Annotated in this window: 16 protein-coding genes; 14 read left to right on the forward strand and 2 right to left on the reverse strand. The window is 71.9% G+C overall.

Features of this window, described 5'->3' with window-relative positions; all coding sequences use genetic code 11:
- Positions 1-31: 31 nt before the first annotated feature.
- Positions 32-820, reverse strand: coding sequence for a GntR family transcriptional regulator (locus IH61_RS0131300; RefSeq protein WP_031076035.1), 789 nt, complete (start codon positions 818-820; stop codon positions 32-34).
- A gap of 250 nt (positions 821-1,070) precedes the next feature.
- Between IH61_RS0131300 and IH61_RS0131305 the strand changes: the two genes are divergently transcribed.
- The 5 genes from IH61_RS0131305 to IH61_RS0131325 all read left to right on the forward strand — a co-directional run bounded on the left by IH61_RS0131305 (position 1,071) and on the right by IH61_RS0131325 (position 4,761).
- A complete protein-coding gene (locus IH61_RS0131305; RefSeq protein ID WP_031076038.1) occupies positions 1,071-1,427 on the forward strand; it encodes a hypothetical protein in 357 nt (118 codons plus the stop codon).
- Positions 1,427-1,633 carry a hypothetical protein gene (locus IH61_RS0131310; protein WP_031076040.1) on the forward strand — a complete coding sequence of 69 codons (207 nt, stop codon included), beginning with the start codon at positions 1,427-1,429 and terminating at the stop codon, positions 1,631-1,633. Before IH61_RS0131305 ends, IH61_RS0131310 begins: the two co-directional genes overlap by 1 nt.
- Positions 1,633-2,934 (forward strand): FtsK/SpoIIIE domain-containing protein, encoded by a 1,302-nt coding sequence (locus tag IH61_RS0131315; protein ID WP_051838415.1) that lies wholly within the window; start codon positions 1,633-1,635, stop codon positions 2,932-2,934. Before IH61_RS0131310 ends, IH61_RS0131315 begins: the two co-directional genes overlap by 1 nt.
- The gene (locus IH61_RS0131320) at positions 2,934-3,134 is read left to right on the forward strand and encodes a hypothetical protein (protein WP_031076044.1); all 201 of its coding nucleotides are present in this window, start codon (positions 2,934-2,936) and stop codon (positions 3,132-3,134) included. Before IH61_RS0131315 ends, IH61_RS0131320 begins: the two co-directional genes overlap by 1 nt.
- 166 nt (positions 3,135-3,300) lie before the next feature.
- Entirely contained in the window at positions 3,301-4,761 is a 1,461-nt protein-coding gene (locus tag IH61_RS0131325; protein ID WP_031076046.1) for a replication initiator, read from the forward strand.
- A 229-nt stretch (positions 4,762-4,990) separates the two neighbouring features.
- On the opposite strand, the gene IH61_RS0131330 is transcribed toward IH61_RS0131325, so the two are convergent.
- Positions 4,991-6,604: a recombinase family protein gene (locus IH61_RS0131330; RefSeq protein WP_031076048.1), complete on the reverse strand. Its 1,614-nt coding sequence runs from the start codon at positions 6,602-6,604 to the stop codon at positions 4,991-4,993.
- 313 nt (positions 6,605-6,917) lie between these two features.
- Between IH61_RS0131330 and IH61_RS0131340 the strand changes: the two genes are divergently transcribed.
- The 9 genes from IH61_RS0131340 (at position 6,918) to IH61_RS46395 (ending at position 18,262) form a co-directional block, all read left to right on the forward strand.
- Positions 6,918-7,682 (forward strand): TIGR03936 family radical SAM-associated protein, encoded by a 765-nt coding sequence (locus IH61_RS0131340; RefSeq protein ID WP_031076050.1) that lies wholly within the window; start codon positions 6,918-6,920, stop codon positions 7,680-7,682.
- A 396-nt stretch (positions 7,683-8,078) separates the two neighbouring features.
- A complete protein-coding gene (locus tag IH61_RS0131345; RefSeq protein WP_031076052.1) occupies positions 8,079-11,672 on the forward strand; it encodes an Rne/Rng family ribonuclease in 3,594 nt (1,197 codons plus the stop codon).
- Between the two features lie 233 nt (positions 11,673-11,905).
- Positions 11,906-12,223: a 50S ribosomal protein L21 gene (gene rplU, locus IH61_RS0131350; protein ID WP_031076054.1), complete on the forward strand. Its 318-nt coding sequence runs from the start codon at positions 11,906-11,908 to the stop codon at positions 12,221-12,223.
- 14 nt (positions 12,224-12,237) lie between these two features.
- On the forward strand, positions 12,238-12,495 hold the full coding sequence (gene rpmA / locus IH61_RS0131355; RefSeq protein ID WP_014135732.1) for a 50S ribosomal protein L27: 258 nt from the start codon (positions 12,238-12,240) through the stop codon (positions 12,493-12,495).
- 123 nt (positions 12,496-12,618) lie between these two features.
- Positions 12,619-14,094, forward strand: coding sequence for a GTPase ObgE (gene obgE, locus IH61_RS0131360; protein WP_031076055.1), 1,476 nt, complete (start codon positions 12,619-12,621; stop codon positions 14,092-14,094).
- Positions 14,095-14,376: 282 nt separating this feature from the next.
- A complete protein-coding gene (gene proB / locus IH61_RS0131365; protein WP_051838410.1) occupies positions 14,377-15,513 on the forward strand; it encodes a glutamate 5-kinase in 1,137 nt (378 codons plus the stop codon).
- Between the two features lie 171 nt (positions 15,514-15,684).
- The gene (locus tag IH61_RS0131370) at positions 15,685-16,209 is read left to right on the forward strand and encodes a hypothetical protein (RefSeq protein WP_031076059.1); all 525 of its coding nucleotides are present in this window, start codon (positions 15,685-15,687) and stop codon (positions 16,207-16,209) included.
- Between the two features lie 70 nt (positions 16,210-16,279).
- Positions 16,280-17,602, forward strand: a complete 1,323-nt coding sequence (locus IH61_RS0131375) for a glutamate-5-semialdehyde dehydrogenase (protein ID WP_031076061.1) — start codon at positions 16,280-16,282, stop codon at positions 17,600-17,602.
- A 78-nt stretch (positions 17,603-17,680) separates the two neighbouring features.
- On the forward strand, positions 17,681-18,262 hold the full coding sequence (locus IH61_RS46395) for a hypothetical protein (protein WP_037973611.1): 582 nt from the start codon (positions 17,681-17,683) through the stop codon (positions 18,260-18,262).
- Positions 18,263-18,269 lie beyond the last annotated feature (7 nt).

An 18,269-nucleotide genomic window follows, 5' to 3' on the forward strand; every position in this document is an offset into this window, starting at 1 on the left:
AGAAGTGGGGGCCGATCGGTGAACAGGCCAGTCAGTGCGCAGCCTTGGCCGTTCGGCTGGTGCGCTTGGACTTGGCGGCCTCGATGTCGTAGGTCACGGCGGTGGTCTCGGCGCCGAGCCTGGTCTCTTCGAGGATCAGGGGCAGGCCGGAGAGCCGGTCGTAGGTGACGCGGTGGATGACCAGCAGGACAGCGGCCTCGGACAGACGGAGGGCTTCGCGTTCGTCGGGCTGAGGGATGCGGGCGCTGACCCGATCGCGCCACGCCACGTCGTGCCCGGCGGCGGCCAGCGTCGCGTATGCCTGTGCCGGTGTGACCCCGGGCTCCTGCGCCAGAGGGGTGCCCGTGATGCGTTCCATCGGGAGCAGCAGGCGGTGAAGGGCGCGGCCGTCGCCGGACGGGTCGGTGATCAGGCGGTCACAGGCGAACGACGCCTCGCCCTCTTCCAGGTCCAGCAGGAGAGAGGCGGTGAGGTCCGTACGGGTGCGGTAGACGGTCGGTTCCTCGCCGTGCCCGAACCACGTGTCGGTGGGCGTCTCGTAGGCACCTGCCCGGAGGGTGACGGTGCGCTCCACAGCGCCGGACGGCCCGTGGACGGTGGGGCGAACGAAGGTGCCGCGTCCCTGTTTCACGTCCAACTGGCCTTCGCTGCGCAGGGCGGCGACGGCGAGGCGGACGGTGGGACGGGAGACGCCGTAGGTCTGGGCGAGATCGGTTTCCGTGGGCAGCTGCGTGCCGGGGGGCCACTCGCCGGTGGCGATCGCCTGTCGCATCGCTGCGGCCACCTGCTTGTGCAGTGCCTCGTTCCGGATGATCGCCATGGTGTTGGCCCCTTGGTGCGGGCGCCGGGGGAGGCCCGCCGTCGTGTGTGTCGTGGTGTTTTCGAGGTTCGCGTGTGGTCGTTTGCCCTGGTCGGGCGGCATCTGTAGGTCTGTCGTCAGTTGCTAGGCGTTAAACGTAAGCATGAATCGCTTGCGCCGGGGCGTCAAGGTGGGCATCATCAAAAGCGCAAAGGTAAGTACGTTTGACGACGGACGTTAAACGGCCTTTGCGCTCTAGGAGCGTGCGCTCATGCAGTCCATTCCCGTGGACGGAACCAGGCTCGGCACGATGACCTGCATCGTTGCCCCGGAAGTGCGGATCGCCAACCGCGAGACCGGAGAGGTTCGCAAGGACCGCGAGGGGCAGACCGTGTACACGGTCGGAGTCGCGGTGAGGCAGGACGGCCGGCGGGCCTCGATCATCGAGATCAGCGTGTCCGGGGAGCCGGTCGGCGTCGTCGAGGGCGTGCGGGTGCACGTCACCGGCCTGACGGCGTTCTCCTGGGCGATGGGCGACCGCCACGGCCTCTCGTTCCGGGCCGACGCCATCACCCCCATCCCCGCCGCCGCCCCGGCGACGGGTTCGCGCAAGGGCGGCGACGCCTGATGAGCGGTGCGACCCGCGTACGTCTGCGCGGCCTGCTGCGCGAACTCGGGGACCTGGCCGAAGAGGTCGACCCGTTCGGCCGGGACGAGGACGGCGCCCAGCTCTTCGACCACATCGCCGGGCTCGCGAACAAGGCCGCCGACCAGGCCCGAGACCTGGAGACCGTGGCCCACAACACGGCGATCGAGAACGGGGGGCGGCCGTGATCCTCGCTCAGCTGATCTGGCTGACCCTGCTCGCCGCCGTGCTCATCCTGCTGCCCATCGCCCCGGGGCTGCGGCGCAGCTACCCCTACGCGTGGTGGTGCCTGATCGGCTACCCGGTGACCGTGATCAGGGTCCGTCTCACGTGGCGGCGGCTGACGACGAACCTCGGCCTGGCGGTCGCCAAGCGTCCGGGGCGGGCGTTGCTCGGGGACCTGGTGGTCAGGGGTGATCCCCTCAAGCCGATCCCGCCCCGCCTCGGTGTGCCCAAGCTGCGGCGTGGTGGTCTCGACGTGAAGGTGCGGCTGCACCCCGGGCAGGTGCCGGAGCACTTCCTGTCCGCAGCCGAAGCGCTCACGCACGCCTGGCGGGTGCACGCGGTCCGGCTGTTCACCGACGAGCGCGGGTTCGTCACCCTGTCCGCGCTGGCCTGGGACCCGCTGCGCGCGCCGGTGGTGCCGTACCAGCTGAAACAGCGCGTGCTGCGGGCGGTCGTCGGGCTGCTGGAGGACGGCCGCGCGTGGGTGATCGACTTCCGGCGCGCTCCGCACTGGCTGATCGTCGGCGCCACCCGCTCCGGCAAATCCACCCTCATCGCCTCCCTGGTGAAGGAACTCGCCCCGCAACGCGTCGCCCTGTTCGGCATCGACCTCAAGGGCGGCATGGAACTCTCGCTCTTCGAGGACCGGCTATCCGCGCTGGCCTCCACCCGGACGGAAGCCGCGCGGCTCCTCGCCGAACTGGTCGCCGAGACGGAAGCACGCATGCAGCTGTGCCGCTCGGTCGGCGCTCGGTCGATCTGGGACCTGCCCGCCAAGCTCCGCAAGCTGCCCGTCGTGGTGATCGTCGACGAGGTGGCGGAGCTGTACCTGATGGCCACGCGGGAGGACAAGGCGGAAGTCGGGGAGATCTCCACAAACCTCCTGCGGCTCGCGCAGCTCGGCGCCGCCCTCGGCATCCACCTGGTGATCGCCGGTCAGCGCGTCGGCTCCGACCTCGGGCCCGGCGTCACAGCCCTGCGCGCGCAGTTGGCCGGCCGGATCTGCCACCGGGTCAGCGATGCGGGCACGGCCGAGATGGCTCTCGGCGACCTCAGCAAGGACGCCCTCGAAGCCGCTCAGCGCATCACCCTCGCCGAACAGGGCGTCGCCATCACCGCCGACACCGACGGCCAGTGGCTCCGCGCCCGCTCGATCCACGTCACCCCCGACCAGGCCCGACGCGCCGCGCGCAAGTACGCCTGCCTCGCCCCCGCCTGGCCCGGCCTGCACGTCGACGAGCCGACCGAAGGGGTCTACCTCTGATGAGCAACGGCACCGCCCTCATCCTGATCGCCTTCCTCGCCCTCGCCACCTTCCTCCTGGTCCGCTCCGGCGAACTGCGCTTCTGGCAGGTGCTGCTGGTCGGCGTGCTCGCCATCTACCTCGACCGCATCGGCTGGACCGACCCGATCGTCTACGCCGTCACCTGGATCGTCCAGGGCCTCACCCACACCACCACCTGAAAGGCGTGACCACCGTGCCAACCCACCCAACCACCCCCGGCGGACCGACCCGCACCCCGATCCGCCGGGCCCCCTCCACCCGCCCCAACGCCACCCCCGGCCGCGCCAGGCATAGCAGTCTGGCCCGGCCGGGGCCCGGCAACCCCTGGCCCTGGAGACACCCACCATGACCGCCACCGGCCCCAACCCCTACACCGACCCCACCGCACGCCGCGCCTTCCTCAACCGGGAGGCGCGGCTGCGCCAACTGCCGCCGATAGAACGTGACTTCGTCCGCCTGGGCGAGATGCCGGACCTGAACCGCTGGCTGGAACAGATCCGCGCCACCGGCGGCTGCGCCGAACCGGTCTACCTCACCGGGCACACCACCACCCTCGACGGCCAGACCGGTGAAGTCCTGCGGCACTACTCGACCGCCACCGAACCCGGCGGCCGCCTCGCCGTCCGCTGCCGAAACCGCCGCGCCACCCGCTGCCCGTCCTGCTCACGCGAACACAGCGGCGACACCTTCCACCTCGTCCGCGCCGGACTCACCGGCGGCAAAGGCGTCCCGGAGACGGTCCGCACCCACCCCCGACTGTTCGTCACCCTGACCGCACCCTCCTTCGGCCCGGTCCACCGCACGGGCGACTGCCACCCCATCCGGCGTCGCTCATGCGAACACGGCGGTCGCCACGGCTGCGGCCTGGCACACCCGGACACTGACCCGCTCATCGGACAGCCGCTCTGCGCCGGCTGCTACGACTACCCCGGTCATGTCCTGTGGAACGCGTCGGCCCCGGCGCTGTGGAAGGCGTTCCGCGACAACCTCTACCACCATGTTGCCGCCCGGACCGGCGTCGGCCGCACAGCGATCCGCAAGCTCATCAGGGTCTCGACCGCCAAGGTCACCGAGTACCAGAAGCGCGGCGCCGTCCACTTCCACGCCGTCATCCGCTTCGACGGCCCCGACGGTCCGACCACCCCACCCCCGCCCTGGGCAACAGCGGATCTCCTGCTGGACACGGTTCACTCCGCAGCTGCCGCCGTAGCCCTGCCGCGCCCCGAATCGGCCGCGTACGGCGACGGACGGCTCAGCTTCGGCACCCAACTCGACGCCCACCCCCTCACAGGCGGGGACGGCGGACGCCTCACCGACGACGCGGTTGCCGCCTACGTCGCCAAGTACACCAGCAAGAGCGCCGAAACCGCCGGCGCCGTCGACCGACGCATCACCACCCTCGCCGAGATCCGAGCCCTCCACGTCACCCCGCATATCCGGGCACTCATCACCACCGCCTGGCGCCTCGGCGAACTCCCCGAACTCGAACACCTGCGGCTACGCACCTGGGCCCACATGCTCGGCTACCGGGGCCACTGCCTCACTAAGACCCACGCCTACTCCACCACCTACACCCGGCTCCGAAGCGACCGCGCCGAACACGCCCGCACCCTCGCCGGTGCCCCGGTCCTGTACTCCGACTGGGACAACGACACCACCACCGAATCCGCCTGGCGCTTTGCCGGAACTGGTCACACCCCCGCCGAAGCACTCATCGCGGTCGGCATCGCCGAGGACCTCGCCACCAACCGGGAGATGGTCCGCGAATGTGCGAGGCGTTCCGGCGTGAGTAGGGACGCGTCATGACCGCCGGTCCTGGCCTGTCAGATGCGGCGGCCAGCGCTCTTGCTTCTACTGGGGAGGCAGGAGCGACGGGGCAGGCTCGGGGACAGGCCATTTGGAGCGAGATCGTCATCGTGGACAACGACGGCAACGAAGAGCCGTACGACCCAGCCAAGCACTGACAGCGACAGGCCCCGATCCACTGCCGGGGCCTGTCGCATGCTGTTCCGCCGTTCGGGCTGGCTGCCCCGCGTCAGAGCTCGCTCGCGAAGTGGTCCTCCTTGACGATCAGGCGCTCTCGGTAGTCCTTGGGGATCATGAGCCTCAGCTTCACTGCGGGTGCACGCTGGCCCTTCACCTTGGTGCGGGTGACCTCACATCGAACGCCGACCCGTAGGAGATCGGCAGACATGGCCTCGGTGCCGCCCTCTTCCCAGCGTTGCCGGAACGTCTTGCCGTTTGCCACGTTCACCCACCGGTCTTCGGTGGTCTCGGGGTCGATCTCCCCGAGTTCGGTGATCAGCTTGTCGAGCGTCTGCTCCGCTTGCTCGCGTGTGAATCGAGTCTTTGTGTACCGGCCACCAGGTTCCAGTTCCTTCATGTAGTAGGCGACGGACTCTTCAAGCTGCGCCACCTGGGCGCGGGCTTCGGCACCCCGTGCGTACTCTCGGACCTGAACTGGCTCGTCGCCGAGGACGGAGAGAACATCCATGACCACCTTGGTGTAGACCACCTCAGGGTTCGGGATGCCGGGTCCGCCGCTTTTGCACTTCTGGCAGCGCATGTAGGAGTAGGGGCCGTACGCGTTTTCGTACCTCTTGACAGTCATGTTCGTCGTGCAGTCGACGCAGGTGAGGACGCCGAGGAACTTTGTGGCGCCGCCGGACTGGCGCGCAGGCTGTTTCTTGCTGCGCTTGTCGAGGTCGGCTTGCAACTCGTCGAACTCGTCGTCCGTGAAGATGGCCGGTGCCACCCTGATGGGCTTGCCCTTCTGGTCCAGGACGAGCTTTGACCGGCGGGCGCGCCCCTTCATCTCGACCTCGACGCGGTACCCCTTCAGGCCAGGGTTGCGCAGTCGGCTGAGCAACGTGGAGGTCGTGAGCTTGTCGCCCATCAGCTTCGAGCGCTTCAGGACCTTGACCATCCGTGTGGCAGAGACCCCTCTTCTGGCCATGCGCCGACACCAGTGCAGGGCCTTGTGGGCGTCGTCATCTACGTAGAGGACGACCCTTCCGTTTTCGTCCTCGCCGGTGACGTATCCGTAGGTGGGCTTGCCCACCAGCCAGTCACCTTGCGTCTTCGCGTAGTCCCAGAGGCTCGTCACGCGAGTGCTGGTGTTGGTGGCCTCGATCTCGGCGATGCCACCGATCAGCGTGACCATGATCTTCCCGACGACCGTGGTCAGATCGATCTGGTCGTTCTTGGAGACCAGGTTCTTCCCGTACTTCAACGCCCAGTCGATCATCGTGTTGAGGTCGGACAACCGGCGGATGAAGCGGTCGAGCTTCCAGAACAGGAGGACGTCGAACTCCGGCGCCCGGTCGTTCAGCCACTCGCCCAGTTGCTTCCGCTTCCACGGCGGGACCTTCGTGGCGGAGACGTTGAGGTCGCTGGCGACGCCGACCACGCGGCAGCCCCGGTTCAGTGCCTCCCTGCGAAGGTCGAGCTCCTGGCGCACGGGGGAGGTCGTGTCTTCTGTCAGTACGGACAGCCGGACTGACAGCAGGGCCCGGGGAGCGTCCTCCGGAATGGCGGCCTCGGCTCTCTTCAACTCCTCAAGCTGGGCCAGGTCGGCGGCGGTCCATTCGGCTTCTACGGTGTACGCCCTCTGAGCGGCTGCTGAGGCCGTGCGGCTGCGTTTCCCCATGTCAGAGAGGCTAGAGCTGGTTTTACCCTTGTGTCTATATGGCCCCAGATGCAGACGGCCATTCAAATCGGCCCGACCGGTAAGAAGCTGCTCCCGCTGAGCGTCGTCGGGGGCGCCGACCAGCAGAAGTAGAGCGCGCCGTGATGTGGCGGCCCCCGGTCCTCGGGACCGGGGGCTGTCACGTGGGGGTGGCGGGAGCGCGTACCCTTGCTGCTGACAGGCGTCCGGTGCAGTGGCCCGGACGGGGATCGAAACGAAGGACTGAGCGACACTGGCACGCCGTACGCCCGACGGTCCGCCGCCCGCGCCGACGGTGCAGCGGATTCGCCTCCGCTACACCAAGCGCGGCAGGCTCCGCTTCACCAGCCACCGTGACTTCCAGCGCGCGTTCGAGCGCGCGCTGCGCCGGTCCGCCGTTCCGATGGCCTATTCGGCCGGGTTCACGCCGCACCCGAAGGTCTCGTACGCCAATGCCGCTCCCACCGGGGTGGCGAGCGAGGCGGAGTACCTGGAGATCGGGCTGGCCGCGCACCGGGACCCGGAGGCGCTGCGGGCGCAGCTGGACGGGTCGCTGCCGCCCGGGCTGGACGTGATCGACGCGGTCGAGGTGCGGACGCCCAACTTCGTGGAGCGCCTGGAAGCCTCCGAGTGGCTCGTCCGGCTGGACGGTGTCGAGGAGGGCGAGGCGGCCCGTGCGGTGGAGGTGTTCCTCGCCGAAGAACGGGTAGAGGTCGAACGCCTCACCAAGAACGGCGTGCGGGTCTTCGACGCGCGCGGTCCGGTGGCGGCACTGGAGCTCGCCCCGCCGCAGGTCGGCGACGGTGCGGACACGGCGGTCGGTTCGAGGCACGATGTTCGGACGGGCCGTCCCTGTGCGATACTGCGCCTGGTAGTACGACACGCCACACCCGCCGTACGACCCGACGACGTATTGTCCGGTCTCCGTGCGACGGCCGACCTGGCGCCGCCGGTCCCCGCAGAGGTGACCAGGCTGGCGCAGGGGCCGCTCGACGAGGAGACCGGCACGGTGACCGACCCGCTGGCGCTCGACCGCGCCGCGGCCCCGGCCGGCTCGTAAGAGGCCGCCGGGTCGCGCGTGACCTGCGTCCGCCTAGCGGGCGGAGGCCGGGTCCAGTGCCTCACTGGACCCGACGGGTCCTCCAGGGTTCCCGCGGCTCCCCAGGGGAGCGAGCGTCGTCGCAGCACAGGCCGGCCACCCCCGTCCGGGAGCCACCCGGGCCCGGGGGACGGCGCAGCTTGCGAAAACCACAGAAGACTGGTCAGACCAGAAGACTTTCGACACCCCGCAGAACGCGGGGCGCCGAGCGAGACTACGAGCCCCTGTGCGGCGTCGCGTCCGCGCGGCGGCACCGTGAAAGGGTCCGGCCCGAGCATCCTCGCGATGCCGGCCGCCCACCGGTGCCGTGACGTGCCCGGATGCGGAGCCCGGGGGCCTGACGGGAGATCCACCCGCATGCTCGATAACACCGATCCGCAGCAGTCTGCGGCCACGGAACAGAACGAAACCGCCGCGACCGGTGGCGAGGGCGCGTCCGCCGCGCCGCCGCGCCGGCGTCGCCGGGCGGTGTCCCGCCCGGCTGGTGCGCCGCAGGGCGCGGCCACGGAGACGGCCGAGACGGTGATCGCCGAGACGGCGGCCCCGGTCGAGGCGAAGGCTCCCGCGGCCGAGAAGGCCGAGAAGGCCGAGAAGGCCGAGAAGGCCGAGCCGGTCGAGGAGAAGGCGGAAAAGCCCGTTCGGGCGCGCCGGACCCGCAAGCGGGCCGAGGCTCCGGCCGGGGCTCCGGAGGCCGCGTCGATCGTGGTGACCGAGCCGGCCGAGGAGAAGGCCCCCGCAGCTGAGAAGGCCGAGAAGGCTGAGAAGGCCGAGCCGGTCGAGGAGAAGGCGGAGAAGCCCGTCCGGGCCCGCCGCGCCCGCAAGCGCGCCGAGACGCAGCCCGTCGAGGAGCCGGTGGCCGTCGAGGCGCCCGCGCCCGTCGCTGCCGCCGTCGCCGAGCCGGTGGCGGAGGAGGCTCCGGCCGCCCGTCGCCCGCGCCGCCGTCGGGTGGTCGAGGCCGCGCCGGTCGTCGTGCCGGTCGAGGAGCCGGTGGCCGAGGAGCCCGTGGCGGAGGAGCCGGTCGCCGAGGAGGAGGCCGTCGAGGCGCCCGTCGTCGAGGCCCCGCCGGTCGTCGAGGCCGAGCCGCACCACCGCACGCGCCGCCGCGCCGTCCGCCCGGCCACCGCCGTCTTCCAGGCGCCGGTCTTCCAGGAGCCCGCGCCCTTCGTCGCGCCGGCCCAGGCCCCGGCCCCCGCCCCCGCCCAGCAGAGCGCCGCTCCCGAGCCCGCCCCGGTCGTGGCGCAGGCCGAGCCGGCCGCCGAGCCGGAGGAGGAGTACGAGTACAGCGGTGTCGGCCGCCGCCGCCGGGTCCGTACCCGGGTGGAGCCGAACCGTCGCCGGTCCGCTGCGGCGAAGCCCGCCGCGGTGAAGCGCGCCGAGGCTCCGGCTCCGGTCGTGGCCCCCGTCGAGGCTCCGGCCCCCGTGGCCGTCGAGCAGCCCGCCGTGGAGGCCCCCGCCGCCGGTCCCGAGACCGAGGACGAGTGGGAGGACGGCCGTCCGTCGCGCCGCCGCCGCCGGGGTGGCCGTCGTCGCCGCCGCGGTGAGGCCGAGGAGTTCGAGGCCGAGGCCGCCGAGACGCCCGCACCGGTCGTCGCCGCGTCCGTCGAGGAGCCGGACGTCGAGGAGGAGGACGAGGACGACGACCTGGCCGCGGGCCTGTCCTCCTCGCGCCGTCGTCGCCGTCGCCGTCGCCGCAGCGGTGAGACCGGCGCCGTGGAGGCCGCCGAGACCACCGAGGACGGCGTCCGTACGGTGGTGAAGGTGCGCGAGCCGCGCCGCCGCTCCACCGAGCCGTCCTTCGACCCGGACGAGGTGCAGTCCATCAAGGGCTCGACCCGTCTGGAGGCCAAGAAGCAGCGCCGCCGCGAGGGCCGCGAGCTGGGCCGCCGCCGGGTGCCGATCATCACCGAGGCCGAGTTCCTGGCCCGCCGCGAGTCGGTCGAGCGCGTCATGGTGGTGCGCCAGAACGGCACCCGCACCCAGATCGGCGTCCTCGAGGACGGCGTGCTCGTCGAGCACTACGTCAACAAGGAGCAGGCCACCTCGTACGTCGGCAACGTCTACCTGGGCAAGGTCCAGAACGTGCTGCCGTCGATGGAGGCCGCCTTCGTCGACATCGGCAAGGGCCGCAACGCGGTGCTGTACGCCGGTGAGGTCAACTTCGGCTCGCTGGGCGGCCACGGCGGCCCGCGCCGGATCGAGTCGGTGCTCAAGTCCGGCCAGTCCGTGCTGGTGCAGGTCTCCAAGGACCCGATCGGCCACAAGGGCGCCCGCCTGACCAGCCAGATCTCGCTGCCCGGCCGCTACCTGGTGTACGTGCCCGAGGGCTCGATGACCGGCATCTCCCGCAAGCTGCCGGAGAACGAGCGCGCCCGCCTCAAGCAGATCCTCAAGAAGATCGTCCCGGACGACGCGGGCGTGATCGTGCGCACCGCCGCCGAGGGTGCCTCCGAGGACGAGCTGACCCGCGACGTCCAGCGGCTGCAGCAGCAGTGGGAGGACATCCAGAAGAAGGCGTCGACCGGCAACGCCCCGGCGCTGCTGTACGGCGAGCCGGACATGACCGTCCGCGTCGTGCGCGACATCTTCAACGAGGACTTCACCAAGGTCATCGTCTCCGGCGACGAGGCGTGGAAGACCATCCACGAGTACGTCTCCAACGTGGCCCCGGACCTCGCCGAGCGCCTGCAGCGGTGGACCTCCGAGGTGGACGTGTTCGCCACCTACCGGATCGACGAGCAGCTGATGAAGGCGCTGGACCGCAAGGTCTGGCTGCCCAGCGGCGGTTCGCTGGTGATCGACCGCACCGAGGCGATGATCGTCATCGACGTCAACACGGGCAAGTTCGTCGGCCAGGGCGGCAACCTGGAGGAGACGGTCACCCGCAACAACATCGAGGCGGCCGAGGAGATCGTGCGCCAGCTGCGGCTGCGCGACCTCGGCGGCATCATCGTGATCGACTTCATCGACATGGTGCTGGAGTCCAACCGGGACCTGGTGCTGCGCCGCCTGCTGGAGTGCCTGGGCCGGGACCGGACCAAGCACCAGGTGGCGGAGGTCACCTCGCTGGGCCTGGTCCAGATGACCCGCAAGCGGGTCGGCCAGGGCCTGCTGGAGTCCTTCTCCGAGCCGTGCGTGCACTGCAACGGCCGCGGCGTGATCGTGCACATGGAGCAGCCGGGCACCCACGTCCACGCTCCGGCGGCCCCGGCCGCCGAGGCGGGCTCGGGCAGCGGCAAGCGCCGTCGCCGGGGCAAGGGCGGGGCGGGCCAGGAGGAGCCGCAGGCCGTCGAGTCGGTGGAGTCCGCCGAGGAGATCGAGGAGATCGAGGAGATCGAGCTCGTCGAGGTCGGGGGCCCCGAGGAGGCCGAGCCGGTGCGCGAGGAGATCGAGGGCCAGCTGGCCCTGGAGGTCCCGGGCGTCGAGGCGGAGCCGGTCGTGGAGGCCGCCGAGGCCGTGGTCGTCGAGGCTCCGGTGGTCGAGGCCCCGGCCGCTCCGGCGGGCCGTCCGCGCCGCCGTGCGGTGCGCAAGGCGACGGCTCCGGCGGGCTCGCCGCAGGGTGCCGAGATCGTGGTGCTCCAGGCGAAGGCCAACGCGGCGCTGGAGGCGGCCCTGCAGGCTGCCGAGACCGCCGTCGAGACGGTCCCCGAGGCGGCCCCCGAGGTCGCGGCCCCCGCTGAGACCGTGGTCGAGGCAGAGGCCGAGGCCGTGGTGGAGAGCGCCGAGCCGGTCGTCGAGGCGCCGGCCGAGGAGGCTCCCGCGGAGGAGACCCCCGCCGAGGAGGCGCCGGCTCCGAAGAAGCGGGCCGCGCGCAAGACCGCCGCGAAGAAGACCGCCGCCAAGAAGACCACCACGGCGGCCAAGAAGACCACCGCCCGCAAGACCGCGACCAAGCGGACCAGCGCGGCGGCCAAGAAGGCCGCGGCCGCCGAAGGTGATACGGCGGCCGAGTAGTGCCCACCGCCCGGGGCGGGAGCGCCGCTCCCGCCCCGGGCCGTACGGGCCGGTTTGCCCCCGCGCGGGCCGGTCCGTATTCTTGACCTTCGGCGTGTTTCTACGCCGTGCTCCCGAGCAGATCACCTTCCCGGAGAGCCGCGCCCGCGCGGTGGGACGGGGAGAGGCCCCTGTGTCCGTACCCAGGTGGCTGGCGTCGGGGGTTCCGACCGAGTAGGGAAAGTAGGTACCGCATGTACGCGATCGTTCGCGCAGGCGGCCGCCAGCACAAGGTCGCCGTCGGCGACGTGCTGGAGATCGACCGTGTTGACGCCAAGCCGGGTGACTCGGTCGAGCTCTCGACCATCCTGGTGGTCGACGGTGACGCTGTCACCTCCGACCCGTGGGTGCTGGCCGGCGTGAAGGCTCACGCCGAGGTCGTCGACCAGACCAAGGGCGACAAGATCGTCATCCTGCGCTACAAGAACAAGACCGGCTACCGCCGTCGCCAGGGTCACCGTCAGCAGCACACCGCGGTGCGCATCACGAGCATCGACTCGGTCAGCAAGTAAGGGGATAGCGAAAAATGGCACACAAGAAGGGCGCAAGCTCTACTCGTAACGGCCGTGACTCGAACGCCCAGCGCCTCGGCGTGAAGCGCTTCGGTGGCCAGGTCGTCTCCGCCGGCGAGATCATCGTCCGCCAGCGTGGCACCCACTTCCACCCGGGTGCCAACGTCGGCCGTGGCGGCGACGACACCCTGTTCGCCCTGACCGCCGGTGCCGTGCAGTTCGGCAACCGTCGCGGCCGCAAGGTCGTCAACATCGTGGCCGTCGAGGCCTGAGTCCTCGCGGACTCCCGAGTCGTGTGACGACTCACAGTGAAGGGTGGGCCGGAATGTTCCGGTCCACCCTTCACGCTTTACGCAGTAAGCAAGCAGACCCACTTCCGCACTGGAGGCACACCCATGACCACCTTCGTGGACCGCGTCGAACTTCACGTCGCCGCGGGTAACGGGGGCCACGGCTGCGCCTCCGTGCACCGGGAGAAGTTCAAGCCGCTCGGCGGCCCCGACGGAGGCAACGGCGGTGAGGGCGGCAGCGTCATCCTCACCGTGGACTCGCAGATCACCACCCTGATCGAGTACCACCACTCGCCCAAGCGCAAGGCCACCAACGGCAAGCCCGGCGCCGGCGGCAACCGCACCGGCGCGGACGGCGAGGACCTCGTCCTGTTCGTCCCGGACGGCACCGTCGTGATGGACCGCAAGGGCGAGGTGCTCGCCGACCTCGTCGGCCACGGCACCAGCTTCGTCGCCGCCCAGGGCGGCCGCGGGGGCCTCGGCAACGCCGCGCTCGCCTCCTCGCGCCGCAAGGCCCCCGGCTTCGCGCTGCTCGGCGAGCCCGGCGACGCCCGCGACATCGTGATGGAGCTCAAGTCCGTTGCCGACGTCGCCCTGGTCGGCTACCCGAGCGCGGGCAAGTCCTCGCTGATCTCGGTGCTCTCCGCCGCCAAGCCGAAGATCGCGGACTACCCGTTCACCACCCTGATCCCCAACCTCGGCGTGGTCACCGCCGGCGACACCGTCTACACCATCGCCGACGTGCCCGGCCTGATCCCCGGCGCCAGCCAGGGCCGGGGCCTGGGCCTGGAGTTCCTGCGCCACGTCGAGCGCTGTTCCGTGCTGGTGCACGTGCTGGACTGCGCCACCCTGGAGCCCGGCCGCGACCCGCTGACCGACCTGGAGACCATCGAGGCCGAACTCGCCGAGTACGGCGGCCTCGACGACCGCCCGCGGCTCGTCGCCCTCAACAAGGTGGACGTGCCGGACGGCCAGGACATCGCCGACCTCACCCGCGAGTCGCTGGAGGAGCGCGGCTACCGGGTGTTCGAGGTGTCCGCCGCCTCCCGCAAGGGGCTTCGCGAGCTGAGCTTCGCCCTGGCGCAGATCGTCGGCGAGGCGCGTGCCGCCAAGCCCGTCGAGGAGTCGACCCGGATCGTGCTGCGGCCCAAGGCCGTCGACGACGAGGGCTTCACCATCACCGAGGAGGACGGCGCCTACCGCATCCGCGGCAGCAAGCCGGAGCGCTGGGTCCGCCAGACCGACTTCAGCAACGACGAGGCCGTGGGCTACCTGGCCGACCGCCTGGCCCGCCTCGGCGTCGAGGAGAAGCTCTGGAAGGTCGGGGCGCACGAGGGCGACACCGTCATCATCGGCCCGGACGACAACGCCGTGGTCTTCGACTGGGAGCCGACCATGGCCGCCGGTGCCGAGATGCTCGGCCGCCGTGGCGAGGACCACCGGATGGAGACCCAGCGTCCGGCCGTCGACCGCCGCCGCGAGAAGCAGAAGGGGAAGGACGCGGCCGAGGCCGAGTTCCTCGCCTTCGAGGCGCTCTCCAGCGGCCGCCAGGCCGCCATCGAGGACGGCGACGAGGACTGACGCACTCCCGTGCGCACGGGCGGCCCCCGGAGACCGAACGGTTTCCGGGGGCCGTTCGCGTTCCCGTTCGCGTTACCGTCCCGTTCCCGTTCCCGTTCCCGTCCCCCGTTCGCGTTCCCGGGCCGGCGGCCGATGCGCAGTCAACGTCCGTGCGGGGCGGGCGGCTTGGCGCCCCGGCCGTCCATCCGGTGAAACTCCCCGCCGGTGACCTGCGCCGATCGCGTAGATTGCGGTGACGGCGGCCCGGGCCGCACCCCGCACTCCGGAAGGGCGATCAGCGAGATGAGCGAGGACGCACTGCGCGAGGAGGTGCTGACCGCGCGGCGGATCGTCGTCAAGGTCGGCTCCTCCTCCCTCACCACCGCCGCCGGCGGCCTGGACGCCGACCGGGTCGACGCCCTGGTCGACGCGATCGCCAAGGTGCGCACCCGCCCGGACGCCCCCGAGGTCGTCCTCGTCTCCTCCGGCGCCATCGCCGCCGGACTCGCCCCGCTCGGCCTGGACCGGCGTCCCAAGGACCTGGCCCGCCAGCAGGCCGCCGCCAGCGTCGGCCAGGGCCTGCTCGTCGCCCGCTACACCGCCTCCTTCGCCCGCTACGGGCTGCGCGTGGGCCAGGTGCTGCTCACCGCCGAGGACGCCAGCCGGCGCGCCCACTACCGCAACGCCTACCGCACCCTCGACCAGCTGCTGGCGATGGGTGCCATGCCGGTCGTCAACGAGAACGACACCGTCGCCACCGCCGAAATCAAGTTCGGTGACAACGACCGGCTCGCCGCGCTCGTCGCCCACCTCGTCCGCGCCGACCTGCTGGTGCTGCTCTCCGACGTGGACGGCCTCTACGACGGCGACCCGTCCCGCCCCGGCGCCAGCCGCATCTCCGAGGTGAGTGGCCCCCAGGACCTCGACGGCATCGAGATCGGCAGCGCCGGCAAGGCGGGCGTGGGCACCGGCGGCATGGTCACCAAGGTCGAGGCCGCCCGGATCGCCACCGGCGCCGGCATCCCCGTCGTGCTCACCGCCGCCAGCCAGGCCGCCGACGCGCTCGCCGGACGGCCCACCGGCACGCTGTTCCTGCGCACCGGCAGCCGCGGCTCCGACCGGATGCTCTGGCTGGCCCACGCGAGCAGCCCGCGCGGGGCCCTGCACCTGGACGCGGGCGCCGTCGCTGCGGTCGTCTCCGGCGGCGCGTCTCTGCTGCCCGCCGGCGTCGTCAAGGTGGACGGGGACTTCACCGCGGGTGATCCCGTGGACCTTCTTGCGGAAAACGGCCACATCGTCGCCCGCGGACTGGTCAACTTTGATGCGAGGGAGTTGCCCCGCCTGCTCGGCCGGTCCACCCACGACCTGGCCCAGGAGTTCGGCGCCGCGTACGAGCGCGAGGTCGTCCACCGCGACGACCTGGTCGTTCTGCGCGGCTGACCAGCCGGCCGACACCCGGCCGATCGGCGGGAGTACGGCCGGAGGTCCGCTCCGTGCGGGAGCGGCCCGGTCGCGGGCGAGGAGGGGCGCAGCCGTACGGGTCGGCCGGGGCAGGCCGACGGGTGCGGGGACCACACGAGATCGCCGAGATCGCCGAACAGGAGGCCGCCGGTGGAACGCAGGCGCGAGGCAGCGCTGACCGGAGGGCGGGCCGGCCGGCGGCTGACCAGCATCGACGGCGGGCGGGGGAACGAGCCCGCCGAGCCGGCCGGTCCGCCGACGCACGGCCCGGCGGGGCTGCGCGAGGTGCGGCCGCAGCGCGAGGACGCCACCCGGCCGCCGACCGTGCCCGAGCAGGCGCGGCTGTGGCACGTGGTGCTGAGCGTGGCCGGGCAGGTCACCCCGCTGACCTCGCTGCGCAGTTCGCTGGAGCAACTGGCGCACGACCACTCGTTCTTCCTGACGGCGCGGTACGCGGCCGACCACGCCGAGATCCGCTACTGGGAGCAGGCCAGGGACCTCCACGACGCGGCGGCGATCGCGCTGCGGCTGTGGGGCGAGCACAAGCTGACCGCGGGCCTGCCGCCGTGGGAGATCGTCGGGCTGGAGGTCGTCGACCGGGCGACGTACCACAAGCGGGTGGCGGAGGGCTTCGGCGATCCGCCGCCGCACCTGGGCGGCGTGCACCCGTACTGATCGGCGCGGGCCCGTCTCGTGGGCCGAAATGCGGCGCCGGTGGGGTGGGGCGGTCGCTAACCTTGGCGGCATGACCAGCGAATCCACCTCCGCCGACAGCCCCGTCCTCGCCGCCGCGCGCCGCGCCAGGGAGGCGTCCGCCGCGCTCGCCCCGCTGCCGCGCCGGGCCAAGGACGCCGCGCTGCTGGCGGTCGCGGACGCCCTGGAGGCCCGCGCGGGCGAGGTCGTCGCGGCCAACGCCGAGGACGTGGAGCGGGCCCGCGCGGCCGGCACCGCCGAGTCGGTGATCGACCGGCTCACCCTCACCGGGGAGCGGATCGCGGCGATCGCCTCCGACGTGCGCGACGTGGCGGGTCTGCCCGACCCGGTCGGCGAGGTGGTGCGCGGCTACACCCTGCCCAACGGCCTGGACGTGCGCCAGGTGCGGGTGCCGCTCGGCGTGGTCGGCATCATCTACGAGGCCCGGCCGAACGTCACGGTGGACGCCGCCGCGCTCTGCCTCAAGTCCGGCAACGCGGTGCTGCTGCGCGGCTCCGCCTCCGCCTACCGCTCCAACACGGCGCTGGTCGCGGTGCTGCGGGACGCGGTGGCCGCCGCCGGGCTGCCCGCCGACGCCGTCCAGCTGGTGCCGGGGGAGAGCCGGGAGTCCGTCCAGGAGCTGATGCGCGCCCGCGGCCTGGTCGACGTGCTGATCCCGCGCGGCGGCGCCTCGCTGATCCGTACGGTCGTCGAGGGCTCGACCGTGCCGGTGATCGAGACCGGCACCGGCAACTGCCACGTCTACGTGGACGCCGAGACGGACCTCGCGATGGCGGTCGGCATCCTGCTGAACTCCAAGGCGCAGCGCGTCAGCGTCTGCAACGCGGCCGAGACGCTGCTGGTGCACCAGGACGTCGCGGACGCCTTCCTGCCGCTCGCCCTCGCCGCCCTGGCCGAGGCCGGGGTGACGGTGCACGGCGACGAGGCGGTGCTGAAGGCTTCCGAGGGCTCCGCCGCCACGGTGGTGCCGGCCACGGACGAGGACTGGGGCGCCGAGTACCTCTCGTACGACATCGCCGCCGCCGTGGTGCCCTCGTTGGACGCGGCCGTGGCGCACATCCGCCGCTGGTCCTCCGGCCACACCGAGGCGATCGTGACCACCTCGCAGGGCGCCGCCCGGCGCTTCACCCAGTTGGTCGATGCCGCCACGGTGGCCGTCAACGCCTCGACCCGCTTCACCGACGGCGGTGAGTTCGGTTTCGGCGCCGAGATCGGCATCTCCACCCAGAAGCTGCACTCCCGGGGCCCGATGGGCCTGCCGGAGCTGACCAGCACCAAGTACATCGTCACTGGTGACGGGCATGTGCGCGGCGAGGCGACGCAGACCGTGGGCGGGGCCGGGCCCTCGCGGTGAAGGGCCTCCGTCACCCTGGTGACGGACCAACTGCGATGAGCCACAGACAAATCGCCCGGCCGGTAATACGCTGAATCCGTGGCTGAGGATCTGGGGGGCTTGCCGTACCCCGACGGCGCCGATCACGGTGGTGCGGACGACGAGTTCGCCACCGTGGTCTTCGATGAGACCTTCGTCCGGTCCGCCGCCGTGCACGAGCCGACGGCCAAGGAGCGGCAGCTCGCCGCCGCCGAGGCCAGGTTCGAGCCGGACACCGCGGGCCCGGGCTGGAGCTATGACGCCCCGGTGGGTGACGGGCTGCCGCTGGAGCTGCGCCCGCACCCGAGCGGGCTCGACGACGACCACTTCTACTCCGACCCCTGGTCTGCCTCCGGCCGTGCCGGTGGGCGGGCCCGGCGCTGGGGCCGGCGCGGGTACGACCCGGACCGCGCCCGGCGCCGGTACGTCGCCCAGCAGCGGTGGCACCGGCCGGTGGCCTGGGTGCTGGCCGTGATCATGGGCGTGAGCCTGGTGGCGGTGGCCGTCGCCGCCGTGTACCAGGGCGTGGGCGGACCCTCCGGTGGGCCCAGGCGCCCGGAGTCGGGCAGCAGCAGCGCCGGGGTGGACCCGACGCCGGTGCCGGCCGAGCCGCCGCTGGTGGCCACGGCGCCGACACCCTAGGCCCTGT

This window comes from Streptomyces sp. NRRL WC-3742, from assembly GCF_000720635.1.
Classification (GTDB): domain Bacteria; phylum Actinomycetota; class Actinomycetes; order Streptomycetales; family Streptomycetaceae; genus Kitasatospora.

What these genes read in the sequence shown, in the direction of transcription:
- obgE (WP_031076055.1), top strand. Translation starts at nt 12,619, where the DNA reads ATGACCACCTTCGTGGACCGCGTCGAACTTCACGTCGCCGCGGGTAAC.
- rplU (WP_031076054.1), top strand. Translation starts at nt 11,906, where the DNA reads ATGTACGCGATCGTTCGCGCAGGCGGCCGCCAGCACAAGGTCGCCGTC.
- IH61_RS0131330 (WP_031076048.1), bottom strand. Translation starts at nt 6,604, where the DNA reads ATGGGGAAACGCAGCCGCACGGCCTCAGCAGCCGCTCAGAGGGCGTAC.
- IH61_RS0131310 (WP_031076040.1), top strand. Translation starts at nt 1,427, where the DNA reads ATGAGCGGTGCGACCCGCGTACGTCTGCGCGGCCTGCTGCGCGAACTC.
- IH61_RS0131325 (WP_031076046.1), top strand. Translation starts at nt 3,301, where the DNA reads ATGACCGCCACCGGCCCCAACCCCTACACCGACCCCACCGCACGCCGC.
- IH61_RS0131375 (WP_031076061.1), top strand. Translation starts at nt 16,280, where the DNA reads ATGACCAGCGAATCCACCTCCGCCGACAGCCCCGTCCTCGCCGCCGCG.
- rpmA (WP_014135732.1), top strand. Translation starts at nt 12,238, where the DNA reads ATGGCACACAAGAAGGGCGCAAGCTCTACTCGTAACGGCCGTGACTCG.
- IH61_RS0131305 (WP_031076038.1), top strand. Translation starts at nt 1,071, where the DNA reads ATGCAGTCCATTCCCGTGGACGGAACCAGGCTCGGCACGATGACCTGC.
- IH61_RS0131345 (WP_031076052.1), top strand. Translation starts at nt 8,079, where the DNA reads ATGCTCGATAACACCGATCCGCAGCAGTCTGCGGCCACGGAACAGAAC.
- IH61_RS0131300 (WP_031076035.1), bottom strand. Translation starts at nt 820, where the DNA reads ATGGCGATCATCCGGAACGAGGCACTGCACAAGCAGGTGGCCGCAGCG.
- proB (WP_051838410.1), top strand. Translation starts at nt 14,377, where the DNA reads ATGAGCGAGGACGCACTGCGCGAGGAGGTGCTGACCGCGCGGCGGATC.
- IH61_RS0131320 (WP_031076044.1), top strand. Translation starts at nt 2,934, where the DNA reads ATGAGCAACGGCACCGCCCTCATCCTGATCGCCTTCCTCGCCCTCGCC.